The organism is Vreelandella lionensis, assembly GCF_002087295.1.
In the GTDB taxonomy this organism is placed as follows: Bacteria; Pseudomonadota; Gammaproteobacteria; order Pseudomonadales; family Halomonadaceae; genus Vreelandella; species Vreelandella lionensis.
Genome location: NZ_MWVI01000003.1, coordinates 1 through 13464, shown reverse-complemented (window position 1 = coordinate 13464; position 13464 = coordinate 1). Strand labels below are relative to the sequence as shown.

8 protein-coding genes and 6 pseudogenes are annotated in these 13464 nt (G+C 55.0%); all 14 read right to left on the bottom strand.

The annotated features are described in order from the left end of the window. Nucleotides 1-4 precede the first annotated feature (4 nt). The 14 genes and pseudogenes from mgtE to mnmG all read right to left on the bottom strand — a co-directional run bounded on the left by mgtE (nt 5) and on the right by mnmG (nt 13081). Nucleotides 5-1389 (bottom strand): annotated as a pseudogene (gene mgtE / locus B4967_RS00240) (magnesium transporter). Between the two features lie 126 nt (nt 1390-1515). Then, the gene (locus tag B4967_RS00235) at nt 1516-1944 is read right to left on the bottom strand and encodes a F0F1 ATP synthase subunit epsilon (protein WP_083022917.1); all 429 of its coding nucleotides are present in this window, start codon (nt 1942-1944) and stop codon (nt 1516-1518) included. A gap of 24 nt (nt 1945-1968) precedes the next feature. Further along, a pseudogene (atpD, locus tag B4967_RS00230) lies at nt 1969-3346 on the bottom strand (F0F1 ATP synthase subunit beta). A 76-nt stretch (nt 3347-3422) separates the two neighbouring features. Further along, a pseudogene (gene atpG / locus B4967_RS00225) lies at nt 3423-4309 on the bottom strand (F0F1 ATP synthase subunit gamma). 65 nt (nt 4310-4374) lie between these two features. Further along, the gene (gene atpA / locus B4967_RS00220) at nt 4375-5919 is read right to left on the bottom strand and encodes a F0F1 ATP synthase subunit alpha (protein WP_083022916.1); all 1545 of its coding nucleotides are present in this window, start codon (nt 5917-5919) and stop codon (nt 4375-4377) included. 16 nt (nt 5920-5935) lie between these two features. Beyond that, complete coding sequence (locus B4967_RS00215) at nt 5936-6472, bottom strand: F0F1 ATP synthase subunit delta (protein WP_083022914.1); 537 nt, start codon at nt 6470-6472, stop codon at nt 5936-5938. Between the two features lie 11 nt (nt 6473-6483). Then, the gene (locus B4967_RS00210) at nt 6484-6954 is read right to left on the bottom strand and encodes a F0F1 ATP synthase subunit B (RefSeq protein ID WP_083022912.1); all 471 of its coding nucleotides are present in this window, start codon (nt 6952-6954) and stop codon (nt 6484-6486) included. 78 nt (nt 6955-7032) lie between these two features. Beyond that, complete coding sequence (gene atpE / locus B4967_RS00205) at nt 7033-7260, bottom strand: F0F1 ATP synthase subunit C (protein ID WP_083022910.1); 228 nt, start codon at nt 7258-7260, stop codon at nt 7033-7035. A 79-nt stretch (nt 7261-7339) separates the two neighbouring features. Next, nucleotides 7340-8167, bottom strand: coding sequence for a F0F1 ATP synthase subunit A (gene atpB / locus B4967_RS00200; protein ID WP_083022937.1), 828 nt, complete (start codon nt 8165-8167; stop codon nt 7340-7342). A 62-nt stretch (nt 8168-8229) separates the two neighbouring features. Continuing rightward, a complete protein-coding gene (locus B4967_RS00195) occupies nt 8230-8571 on the bottom strand; it encodes an ATP synthase subunit I (RefSeq protein ID WP_243470230.1) in 342 nt (113 codons plus the stop codon). A gap of 193 nt (nt 8572-8764) precedes the next feature. Then, nucleotides 8765-9692, bottom strand: a pseudogene (locus B4967_RS00190) (ParB/RepB/Spo0J family partition protein). Nucleotides 9693-9746: 54 nt separating this feature from the next. Then, on the bottom strand, nt 9747-10514 hold the full coding sequence (locus B4967_RS00185; RefSeq protein ID WP_054640719.1) for a ParA family protein: 768 nt from the start codon (nt 10512-10514) through the stop codon (nt 9747-9749). Further along, nucleotides 10514-11179, bottom strand: a pseudogene (rsmG, locus tag B4967_RS00180) (16S rRNA (guanine(527)-N(7))-methyltransferase RsmG). Before rsmG ends, B4967_RS00185 begins: the two are co-directional and overlap by 1 nt. Beyond that, nucleotides 11176-13081: pseudogene (gene mnmG, locus B4967_RS00175) on the bottom strand (tRNA uridine-5-carboxymethylaminomethyl(34) synthesis enzyme MnmG). The pseudogenes rsmG and mnmG overlap by 4 nt, the downstream one beginning before the upstream one ends. Nucleotides 13082-13464: the final 383 nt, after the last annotated feature.

The window sequence follows — 13464 nt, the reverse complement described above, 5'->3', positions numbered from 1 at the left end:
TCTCCTAAACGCCTGACAATATGGCCGTGGCGATACTGAAGTAAATCAGTACCCCAGAAGCATCAATCAGTGTGGTGACCAGCGGCGCCGAGGCGGTGGCGGGGTCCACCTTAAAACGCTCCAGTACGAACGGTAAGCACATGCCGATCATGCTGCCAAACAGCACGATGGTGACCATGCTCAGCGCGACGATGATGGCCACCGCTTCGCCTCCGCGAAAAATACCGATGGGGGCCCCCGACAACCGCCATAGTCAACCCTAATGAGCCAGCTACAAACAGCTCGCGCCCGAGCATCTTGCTCCAGTCTTTCACGCCGATATCGCCAGTGGCCATGCCGCGCACCATCAGCGTGGCGGCCTGCGCACCCGCGTTACCCCCGCTGCCAATCAGTAAGGGTAAAAAGAACACTAGCGCTACCTGTGCCGCAATAGTGTCCTCAAAATATGCAATGCCCGCTCCCGAAAAGAGGTTGGCAAATACTAACAGCACCAGCCAGAACACCCGCTTGCGATAAAGGCTCCACAACCGCACCCGGCTAACGCCATCTTCCAACTGCCCGATGGACATCCCTTTGTGGATATCTTCGGTGGCCTCTGACTCAGCAACATCCATGGCATCATCGTGAGTCACGATGCCTACCATAAGGCCATCGGCATCAACCACGGGCAGCGCCAGCAAGTCGTACCGAGCCACAATTCTCGCCACCTCCTCCTGCGCTTTATCCACAGGGGTTTTGATGACATCTTTGATCATGATGTCATCCACCAACGCCCCAGGGCGCGCGACCATCAGTTGGCGCAGCGACATGGTACCGATCAGTTGGCCGTCATTATCCAGCACGTAAAGCTGGTAGACCGTTTCTGCATCAGGGGCGGTTTGGCGCACGCGCATCATAGCTTGCGACACCGCCATGCCACTGGCTATGGCTACATAGTCGAAGGTCATGATGGCGCCGGCCGTACCTTCCTCATAGCGGGCGAGGCGCTTTAAATCTTCTCGCTCTTGGTGCGCCATACGACGCAACAGCGCTTCACGGCGATCTTCCCCTAGCAGGTTGAACAAGTCCGCCCGCTCATCGGAGCCCATCTCTTCCAGCAGTTTGAGCACTTGGGTATCGGATGACTTCCCGACCACCTCAAGCTGGCTTTCTCCCGGCAGGTAGCCCAACCCGTTGGCCCGCCCGCTCGGCGGAGAGAATCGCCAGCAAGGCAAGCGCGGCGTCAAGTTCGTCATCCTCCTCAATTAGCTCTTCTAAGACATCGCCAATATCTGCTGATCGAATTTCCGCTAGCCGTTCGGCCAGCTGTGTTTTATTCGGCGCTTCCTGGGTAAGCTCTTTCAGCAGCTCACTTTTTAATGCCTGTAGGGCTTCTTCGTTTAGTGCCATCGCCATCTCCTTGTGTGCAGGCAAGCGCCATACTGCCTAATCGTATGCTTTAATATCGGACAAAAAAAACGCCCCTTAAACCCTATTACGGGCTCAAGGAGCGTTTTGTTCACGCGCAGCGTGTTGTTAGCCTTTACCCGCCTTTTTGCGCAGCTGCTGAATCGTTCGCAGCTGGGCAACGGCTTCGGCAAGTTCAGCGGCAGCGCGGGTATAATCCAGCTCCGATGACTTGTCGTTAAAGGCTTTCAGCGCCTGCTGACGCGCTTCTTCCGCCGCGGCCTCATCAAGGTCGCTGGCACGGGTCGCTGCGTCGGCAAGGATCGTGACAACGGTAGGCTGGACTTCCATGAAGCCGCCAGAGACAAAGAAGTTTTCTTCCTTGCCATCATCGTGGATCACGCGAACCGGGCCTGGCTGAAGCTCGGTCAGCAGCGGGGTGTGCCCCGGCAAAATGCCGAGGTCACCCATAATCCCTGCAGCTACCACCATCTCGACAGTACCTGAGAAGATGGAATCTTCAGCGCTGACGATATTGCAAGTGAAGCTATTCGCCATAGCGAATCCCCCTAATGGACGGGATTACTTCTTCATCTGGTTGGCTTTCTCGACAGCTTCGTCGATGGAGCCGACCATGTAGAAGGCCTGTTCCGGCAGGTTGTCGTACTCGCCTGCAAGGATGCCCTGGAAGCCACGGATAGTGTCTTTCAGCGACACATATTTACCGGGCGAACCAGTGAAGACCTCGGCTACGAAGAACGGCTGCGACAGGAAGCGCTGGATTTTACGCGCGCGGGCAACGGCCAGCTTGTCTTCATCAGACAGCTCGTCCATACCCAGAATCGCGATGATGTCCTTCAGTTCCTTGTAACGCTGCAGAACGTTCTGAACGCCACGAGCAACATCATAGTGCTCTTCGCCTACGACCAGCGGATCCAACTGACGTGAAGTGGAGTCCAGCGGGTCAATCGCGGGGTAGATACCCAGCTCAGCGATTGAACGCGCCAGTACCACGGTCGCATCAAGGTGGGAGAAGGTGGTCGCCGGCGACGGGTCGGTCAAGTCATCCGCAGGAACGTAAACGGCCTGTACGGAAGTGATAGAACCGGTTTTCGTAGAGGTGATACGTTCCTGCAGAACGCCCATCTCTTCGGCCAGTGTCGGCTGATAACCTACCGCAGACGGCATACGACCCAACAGGGCAGATACTTCGGTACCGGCCAGGGTGTAACGGTAGATGTTATCGACGAACAGCAGAACGTCACGGCCTTCATCACGGAATTTCTCAGCGATGGTTAGACCGGTCAGCGCCACGCGCAGACGGTTGCCGGGCGGCTCGTTCATCTGACCATAGACCAGCGCTACCTTATCGATAACGTTGGATTCGGTCATTTCATGATAGAAGTCGTTACCCTCACGCGTACGCTCACCTACACCGGCGAATACAGAGTAGCCGCTGTGCTCGGTAGCGATGTTGCGGATAAGCTCCATCATGTTAACGGTTTTACCAACACCCGCACCGCCGAACAGACCGACTTTACCGCCTTTCGCGAAGGGGCAAACCAGATCGATTACTTTGATACCGGTTTCCAGCAGCTCGTTAGAGGCTGCTTGGTCGGCATAGCTCGGTGCTTTACGGTGGATCGGCATGCGCTCTTGCTCGCCGATCGGGCCAGCTTCATCAATCGGCTCGCCGAGCACGTTCATGATGCGACCTAGCGTTTCCTTACCCACTGGTACGGAAATCGCAGCACCTGTGCTGGTCACGTCCATGCCACGCTTTAAGCCCTCAGTGGAGCCCATGGCAATGGCGCGTACTACGCCGTCGCCCAGCTGCTGCTGTACTTAGGATGGTCTCAACATCGGAGACCTTCAGCGCGTCGTAGACCTTGGGCACAGAGTCCCGCGGAAACTCTACGTCAATCACCGCGCCGATGATTTGTACGATACGTCCGCTCATCTTGGTTCCTCTCAAAAACCTGCAAATGAAACCTGTCTGCCGGGAGCCACCTAAGCGATGGCAGGCTCCCTAGGCGTTATACGGCTGAAGCGCCGCCGACGATCTCGGAAATTTCCTGGGTGATGGCGGCCTGACGGGCCTTGTTATAAACCATCTCCAGATCGTCGATCAGGTTGCCCGCGTTATCAGTGGCACTCTTCATAGCGATCATTCGGGCGGCCTGTTCACACGCACCGTTCTCGACTACCGCCTGATACACCTGCGATTCGATGAATCGAACCAACAGGCTGTCTAGCAACGCCTTGGCATCCGGTTCATACAGGTAGTCCCAGCTTCCGGGACGGGCGTTTTCTTTGTCATGCTTAGCGTCTGCGCCCATATCGGACGACAGAGGAAGAAGCTGACGCACTACTGGCCGCTGCGTCATGGTGTTAACAAATTCGTTATACACCACGTACAGGCGGTCTAGGCGTCCTTCATCGTACGCTTCGAGCATCACCTTAATGCTACCGATCAGACCCTCAACGGTTGGTGCTTCCCCAATCCGCTTTTTGCAGCAATTAGATTGCCACCATAATTGCGGAAGAAGGCACCAGCCTTCGAGCCGAGGGCGCAGAAGTCCAGCTCAGCGCCTTGCTGTTTCCAGGCAACAGCGTCTTTCACCACTGCCTTGAACAGGTTGACGTTTAAGCCGCCACACAGGCCACGGTCGGTGGAAACCACGATATAACCAACGCGCTTTACCTCGCTACGCTCGACCATATAGTCGTGCTTGTACTCGGGGTTTGCGTCAGCAATGTGGCCTACCACGTTACGAATCTGCTTGGCGTACGGCTGGCCAGCCTTCATCAGATCTTGCGCTTTACGCATTTTCGATGCAGCTACCATTTCCATGGCACTGGTAATCTTCTGCGTATTTTTAATGCTCCCGATCTGGGTGCGTATCTCTTTTGCAGCTGCCATAGCGATCTACCTTTCGTTCGTGGCTCTCAGAAAGCATGCAAGCCCGCCCGCAGGCGGGCCGGACATTACCAGCTCTGAGTCGCCTTGAACTTCTCGAGACCTGACTTCAAGCCGTCCTGAATCTCGCCGTTGTAGTCGCCGGTCTGGTTGATCTTATCGAGCAGTTCGCTGTGCTCAGACTTCATGTAATCGTGCAGAGCACGTTCGAAGTCCAGCACCTTATCGACGCTCACGTCATCCAGGTAACCTTCGTTAGCGGCGTACAGAGACAGCGCCATTTCTGCAACTGACATCGGCGAGTACTGCTTCTGCTTCATCAGTTCGGTAACACGTTGACCGTGCTCAAGCTGCTTACGCGTGGCTTCATCAAGGTCAGAGGCAAACTGCGAGAACGCCGCCAGTTCGCGGTACTGAGCCAGGGCCAGACGAACACCGCCACCCAGCTTCTTGATGACTTTGGTCTGCGCAGCACCACCTACACGAGAAACCGAGAGACCTGCGTTAATCGCCGGACGAATACCGGAGTTAAACAGGTTGGTTTCCAGGAAGATCTGACCATCGGTGATAGAGATAACGTTGGTCGGTACGAATGCCGATACGTCACCACCTTGTGTTTCGATGATCGGCAGTGCGGTCAAGGAACCGGTTTTGCCTGTCACTTCACCGTTGGTGAACTTCTCAACGTAGTCAGCGTTAACGCGCGCAGCGCGCTCCAGCAGACGTGAGTGGAGATAGAAAACGTCACCCGGGTAAGCTTCACGGCCCGGCGGACGACGCAGCAGCAGCGATACCTGGCGGTAGGCAACAGCCTGCTTGGAAAGATCGTCATAGACAATCAGTGCGTCTTCACCGCGATCGCGGAAATATTCACCCATGGTGCAGCCAGAGTAGGCGGCCAGGAACTGCATCGGTGCCGGATCGGCAGCGCCTGCAGCTACAACGATGGTGTGATCCATCGCGCCGTGCTCTTCTAGCTTGCGCACCACGTTAGCAATGGTCGACTGCTTCTGACCGATCGCGACGTAGACACAGGTCACGCCTTTGCCTTTCTGGTTGATGATCGCATCGATGGCAATGGCGGATTTACCAATCTGACGGTCACCGATGATCAGCTCACGCTGACCACGACCGATTGGCACCATGGCGTCGATGGATTTCAGACCAGTTTGGATCGGCTCGTCAACGGACTGACGGGTAATAACGCCAGGCGCTACTTTTTCTACCGCGTCGGTCAGTTTAGCGTTGATATCGCCTTTGCCGTCGATGGGGTTACCCAGCGCGGCGACAACGCGACCAATCAGCTCAGGGCCTACCGGAACTTCCAGAATGCGACCGGTACACTGAGCGGTCATGCCTTCTTCAAGCTGTAGGTAGTCACCCAGGACAACAGCACCGACGGAGTCACGCTCCAGGTTCAGTACCATGCCGAAGATGCTGTTCGGGAATTCGATCATTTCACCAAACATCGCGTCTTCGAGGCCGTGAATTTTCACGATACCGTCGGAAACGCTGACGATGGTGCCCTGATTACGGGCTTCGGATGCGACGTCAAGCTTCTCAATTCGCTGCTTGAGGATGTCGCTGATCTCGGAAGGATTCAGTTGCTGCATGCCATGTCCCTCAGACTCAAGCGGTCAGTGCTTCAGAAAGGCGGTTCAATCGACCACGCACCGAACCGTCAATGACGGTATCGCCGGCACGCAGGATGACACCGCCAATAAGCGACTTGTCCACCTGAGTAGTAATGGAGATTTCGCGATTCAAACGTTTCTTGAGCGCGTCTGCTAGCTTGGTCTGCTGTTCGCCGTCCAGCTCATAGGCGGACGTAACGGTCACTTCAACACGCTGTTCATGTTCGGCACGCAGGTACTCGAACTGTTCAGCGATAAAGGGCAGTGCCGTCAGGCGACCTTGGTCGGCCAAGGTATCCAAAAAGCGTGACAAATCATCGTTCTGCTGTTCCGGCAACATATCGGAAAGCAGCTCTACTTTTTTGTCATTCTCAAGTTTTGGACTGCCCATCAAGCGACGAAAGTCGCTGTTAGCAACCGCAGCGCTTAAAAAACTAAGCGCCTGAGACCAGCTATCAATCGCCTCATGATCACGCGCGTATTCAAACGCCGCCTTAGCGTAAGGACGAGCGACGGTAAGTAATTCCGCCATGGGTCACCTCGTTACAGTTCAGCAGCAAGCTCATCAAGTAACTTGCGATGTGCTTTCTCGTCGACCGAAGCTTCTAATACACGCTCGGCACCAAGGATGGCGAGGTGAGAAACCTGGGCACGAAGCTCGTCTTTTGCACGATTCACTTCTTGCTCAATTTCGGAACGAGCGCTTGCCATCAGGCGTTCGCCTTCAGCGCGAGCCTGTTCGCGTGCTTCTTCGATCATTTGAGCAGAGCGCTTGTTGGCTTGCTCGAGAATTTGAGAAGCCTGGGCCTTGCTTTCACGCAGCGTTTGCTCAGCGCGCTCTTGAGCTAGCTCAAGGTCGCGAGTCGCACGGCTGGCTGCGTCCAAGCCATCAGCAATCTTTTTCTGACGCTCATGAAGCGCGTTGCTGATCGGAGGCCACACATACTTTATGCAAAACCAGACAAAGATCGCGAAGGCGATCGTCTGCCCGATAAGCGTCATGTTGATATTCACAGGGATGTACCTCTGACAATTTCGTGGCGACCGGAGTGAAACAAAACCGAGCGGGTTAGCCGCCCGGCGATGCAATCATTAACCGGCAACACCGAAGATCAGGTACATCGCGATACCAACACCGATCATCGGAACGGCGTCCAGCAGACCGGCCATCAGGAAGGTTTTGGTCTGAAGTTGGTCGCCCAGCTCAGGTTGACGAGCAGTAGACTCGATCAGTTTGCCACCGAGGATAGCGAATCCGCTACCGGTGCCCAAAGCGCCCAAGCCGATCATGATGGAGGCAGCAATGTAGCTAAGTTCCATGGTAATGCTCCTAGTTTTTCAAGTTTAAGTGCAAGGTTGAGGGTTAAGGTTAAGGGTTAATCTCACGCAAGCGGTGCGCTTAGTGATGCTCGTGAGCAGCACTGAGGTACACCACGGACAGAACAGTAAAAATGAATGCCTGTAGGACAACGATCAGGATATGGAAAATGGCCCACGGCACATCCAACAACCAAATTGCCCAGAACGGCAGCATGGCAATCAGAATGAAGATAACTTCACCCGCAAACATGTTGCAGAATAGACGCATTGCCAAGCTGAACGGCTTCACCAACAGAGCGACAATTTCAAGCAACAGGTTGAAAGGAATCAGCGCCCAATGGTTGAACGGCGTCAACGACAGCTCCTTGGCAAATCCACCTACGCCTTTCACTTTGAAGCTGTAGCAGAGAATGAGGCCAAAGACGCCCAACGCTAAGCCTAGGGTGGCGTTAACGTCTGTTGTCGGCACGATTTTCATATAATCGACGCCTAACTTGCTGAACAACACCGGAAAGTAATCGACCGGAATGATTTTCAGCGTGTTCATGAAGAGAATCCACACGAACAGCGTCCGCGCTAGAGGGGCAATAATAGGATTGTGCCCCTTGAACGCGCCCTTAATCATGTCTTCTACGAACTCGAAGACCATCTCAACGGCGTTTTGCAAACCGCCAGGCACCCCAGTAGTCGCCATTTTACCGGCTTTACGGAATAGGAAAATGAACAGCAAGCCCATGGCAATCGACCAGCCCATGGTATCCACGTGGATCGCCCAAAAGCCCATTTCACTTGCTTCTTCAGCAGAGTGCGCCAACGACCAGCCATTCTCTGGGTGCTTACCAAAGGTTAAATTCTGCAAGTGGTGCTGGATATAGTAAGTCGTTGAGACTTCGTTACCTGCGGCCATAGACATGTCACCTCAATTAGTTGCGCGGTGCCTTAGCATCAGCAATGGAGCCAGCCAATGTGTCAGAACAATCGCGACATAAGCGCTAAAAAAGAAGCTGGGTTTGAGGGGGGCACGGCAACAAATACGGCTGTAAAGAGTGCCACCGTCAAACCAAACTTACCTGCCTCGGCGCGCAGCAGCATCGCTGACCGCTGAGAAACGTTCGTATGTAAAAACCCCATCCGATAGACAAAAAAGGCATGTGGCAACAATGCGACAAGAGCGCCTTTCAGTACTGAGGTCACGCCCGCTAGCTGTGTCGATGAATACGCAAGCAGCATAGCCATCAGCGTCACTAGCAGTTGAATAATGGCCAACCGTATGATGTACGCTTTACGTCGCTGGGTCTCAATTCGCTGCATATTTCCCCAGTACGTCAAATGAACGGCCATTATTGCTTTGGCAGGTAGGTGACTTAATACCAACCTGCACAAATCTTGCGCGATTATAGGGAAGCGCTATCACACCTTCAACCGAAGTTGCACGGAATTCGCGCGTTTCAGCATCGACTTGCGACCAAAGGGCTAAAAATAGGCCGTATCTTTCATTAGCGTGCTATTTAATATGCGCTAGAATTCCATCCAGCTCTTCAAGGCTTGTATAACGAATAGTGACTCGGCCTTTGCCTTTTTGACCATGATCAATCGAAACAGGCGCGCCGAGAAGCTCACCCAGATGGGTTTCTAAGCGGGCCACATCGGGTGTTTTGGCTGACTGCTTGGCAGAAGATACAGGCGCCTGATGGGTTTGCACCTTTTTCACCAGCGCTTCGGTATCGCGCACGGTAAGGTCTTTATTGACCACTTCGTGGGCGACTTGGCGCTGCTGTGCACTATTTAACGAGAGCGTGCGCGAGCGTGACCCATATCTAAATCGCCCCGCTCTAGCAGGGTTTGCACCTCTGGGTCGAGGGCCAGCAGACGAAGCAAGTTGGCAACCTGGGTACGAGACTTACCCACTGCATCGGCAATCTGTTGCTGAGTGAGTTCAAATTCATCACCCAAACGCTTCAGCGCAATCGCTTCTTCAATGGCGTTGAGATTTTCCCGCTGGATGTTTTCAATCAGCGCTAAGGCCAGCGCGACTTCATCACTCACATGGCGTATGACCGCCGGAATAACGTCCAGCTCGGCCAGTTGCGCGGCGCGCCAGCGGCGCTCACCGGCAATAATTTCATAGCGGTCTTTACCTACCGGACGCACTACGATGGGCTGCATCACGCCTTGGGCACGGATCGAGTCGGCAAGCTCTTCCAGGGCTTCAGCTGGATGTCTCGGCGGGGCTGTTACTTTCCGCGCATCAGTTGCCCAAGTGGCAGACGCTCCAGGCGTTCAGCCATTGCGTCATCTACCGCCACGTCTGGCACCGGGGCGTCGGCGCTCTCAAGCGTTGCGCCACCGGTCAGGTCTAAACTGTCACGACGACGTGCGCCCGCACCAATCAGGGCATCCAGGCCACGTCCTAGCACGCGTTTACGCGTCATTCGCTTTCCCTCGTACTTTTAACGTTACGTGCTTTGAACGCTACAGCGGAACCGTTACAACGACAGACGCCGAATCATCTCTTTGGCCAGCACGCGATAGGCTTGGCTACCCCGCGAAAAACGCGCGTATTGGGTGACCGGTACGCCGTGGCTTGGCGCTTCAGCGACTTTCACGTTGCGCGGAATCGTCGTTTTCAAAAGCGCATCGCCGAAAAAGTCGCGTAGCTGCTTATCCACTTCGCGGGTGAGACTGGTGCGCTTATCGTACATGGTGCGCAGAATCCCGGAGACGGCAAGCTCAGGATTCACGCTTTGTTTGATCTGCTCCACCGTATCCAGCAACGCGGAGAGCCCCTCTAGGGCGTAAAACTCACACTGTAGCGGAATCAGTACGCCATGGGCGGCGGTGAGTGCGTTCACCGTCAGCATATTCAGCGACGGCGGGCAGTCGATCAGCACCACGTCGTAATCGTCCGCGACGCTGGCGAGCGCGAGCGATAGGCGGCTTTGGCGCTGGTCGCTATCCAGTAATTCGACTTCTGCTGCAGTGAGGTCGCCGTTACCGGGTAGAACGTCGTAGTGAACCGGCAGCCCGCGAACGATAACCTCGCCTGCAGTGGCTTCACCAAGCAACACGTCCAGCACGCTTTTCTCAAGATCGTACTTGTCGATCCCGCTGCCCATGCTGGCATGGCCCTGTGGGTCCAAATCCACCAGCAGTACGCGGCGATCAAGAGCAGCCAGGCTGGCGGCCAGGTTAACGGCTGAAGTGGTCTTGCCCACGCCGCCTTTTTGGTTGGTCAGGGCAATGATCTGGCTCACTACTCAACTCCTTTTGGGGTCAGGGATCAACAGCTGCCGCTCGGCCGTTTCAAAGGGTACATTCAACAGGTGGCGCTCGCTGAGTTCAATGCCTTCCGGCAGGTCACGCAGCTCGTCATCGGCACCAGGGCCTTTCATTGCTAGCCACTGACCATTTGCAGATGGCAGGGGGCGCGTTAGTGTCACGAAATCCACCAAACTGGCAAACGCACGTGAGATCACCTGATCAAAGTGCTGGCCGGCGAACTGCTCTACCCGTGCCTGAGTAGGCGTCACGTTCGTCAGCGCCAACTCCATCACCGCTTGGCGCTGGAAGCGGACTTTCTTGCCATTGCTATCCAGCAGCGTCACCTGAAGTTCGGGCTTCATAATCGCTAGTACTAAGCCGGGTAACCCAGGCCCTGCCCCCACATCCAGCAGCGTTGGGCCGTGAACGTAGGGAGCAACGGCGGCGTATCCAGTACGTGACGCGAGACCATTTCTTCAGCATCACGGACTGCGGTGAGATTATAAGCCCGGTTCCACTTGTGCAACAGCGCCAGTAAACCAAGCAGCTGCTCTCTCTGTTCAGCGCTAATCACAACCCCTAGCGCTGATAGGCCTTGATCAAGTCGTGGTGCAACGCCATTGGGTAAGCTGTTGACCAGCGGCTGGAGTCGACTCATCCGTTGGCCACCTCGGCGTTGGTAATCAGGCGGCGTTTTTTCAGATGCACGAGCAGAATCGATATAGCTGCGGGCGTTACCCCAGAAATCCTGGCTGCATGTGCAAGGGTTTCAGGACGGGTGTCGCTGAGTTTTTGGCGAATCTCGTTGGAGAGACCTTCCACCCGGTGATAATCAAGTTCCGCAGGCAGCGGCGTAGCTTCATGACGCTTAAGCTTATCGATCTCATCCTGCTGACGATCAATATAGCCCTGATATTTGGCTTGAATTTGCACCTGTTCGGCCACGGCTTCGTCATGCACATCACCGCTTTCCATACCGGGGAGCGAGGTAATATCGGCATACGTCAGCTCAGGGCGTTTCAACAAATCGCTTAAGCAGTACTCTCGGGGTAGCGGCCTGCCGGTTTTTTCAGCGATTTTTTCCGCTGCCGGGCTATTGGGCTGTACCCAAGCGGTGGCCAAGCGTGCAGTTTCCCGCTCGATGGCTTCGCGCTTTTGACTAAACGCTGCCCAGCGCGTGTCGTCGACTAAGCCTAGCTTGCGGCCTTTTTCGGTCAGGCGCAGATCGGCATTATCTTCACGCAGCAGCAGGCGGTATTCCGCCCGCGAATAAACATGCGGTAGGGCTCTTTGGGTGCCCATGGTGATTAAGTCGTCTACCAAAACGCCGAGGTAGGCTTCATCACGGCGGGGGGACCCAGCGTCGAGCTGTTTAGCGCGGCGAGCGGCGTTTAAGCCCGCCAGTAGCCCCTGGGCACCCGCTTCTTCATAACCGGTTGTGCCGTTGATTTGTCCGGCAAAAAACAGGTTGTGGATAAATTTGGTTTTCAGCGAGTGTTTCAAATCCCGCGGATCAAAGAAATCGTACTCAATGGCATAGCCAGGACGCGTGATGTGTGCGTTTTCTAACCCTTTGATCGAGCGCACCACCTGCAGCTGCACATCAAACGGCAGCGAGGTCGAGATGCCGTTGGGATAGAGCTCGTGGGTATCCAGGCCTTCAGGCTCGATGAACACCTGATGGCTCGATTTGTCGGCAAAGCGGTGCACTTTATCTTCAATCGAGGGGCAGTAGCGCGGGCCGATCCCTTCAATCACGCCAGAGTACATTGGCGAGCGATCCAAGTTACCCAGAATAATCTCGTGGGTGCGCTCGTTGGTGTGCGCGATATGGCAGCTCACCTGCTGGGGATGCATCTCCCGCGAGCCGAGGTAAGACATCACCGGCGTTGGGGTATCGCCCGGCTGCTCTTCCAACTGCGAAAAATCGACGGTTTTGGCATCGATACGCGGCGGCGTGCCGGTTTTGAGCCGGTCAACGTGAAACGGCAACGCACGCAGTCGTTCTGCCAGCGCGTTGGAGGGCGGATCACCCGCGCGGCCTCCGCGGCTTTGATCCAACCCGATGTGGATAACGCCACCCAGGAAGGTACCGGTTGAGAGCACAACGGATTCCGCGTGAAAGTGAATGCCGGTTTCAGTCACGACGCCGCGTACGGTGTTGTTATCCAACAATGAGATCACCTGCCGCCTGCTGAAAAATCGTCAGGTTGGGCTGGTTTTCCAGCATGCCGCGAATGGCGGCTTTGTAGCGGATGCGGTCGGCCTGGGCACGGGTTGCACGTACCGCTGGCCCTTTGCGTGCGTTGAGCACGCGAAACTGGATGCCGCCTAAATCCGTGGCTAGCCCCATTGCACCGCCGAGCGCATCAATTTCTTTCACCAAATGGCTTTTGCCGATGCCGCCAATGGCGGGATTGCACGACATTTGGCCAAGCGTCTCGATGTTGTGAGTTAGCAATAGGGTTTGACAGCCCATACGAGCAGAGGCCAGTGCGGCTTCAGTTCCCGCATGGCCACCGCCGATGACAATCACGTCAAAGCGGTCGGGGTAGTTCAAGAGACACCTCGTCTTGCGCCTGTTGGCACGGATGATGTGGTCAGCGATTCAGCGCTGTTGGAATAAGCCCGCCAGTATAAACCTCCTGTGGGTAACCGTCAGGTTTTTCCACACCCCAACCTAAGGGTTCAGTCTTTATTAATAACAAAATAAAAATAAATAAGAGAAGTTCTGTTGATGTAGTAACTACTGGTGTGGACAAAATCTGTTGATAAGTCTATTAAACCTATTTTTATCAATATTTTAAATTGTTGACCTTTAGGTGATTAAGCAGCGGAGTGCCTGCGTAGAAGCGGTGTTAGAGCTGTGGATGAAAGTGCGACTTACCCACAAGACTGACTGACAACGGGTTATCCACCGCTGGGTACCTGGCTTGTTACCGC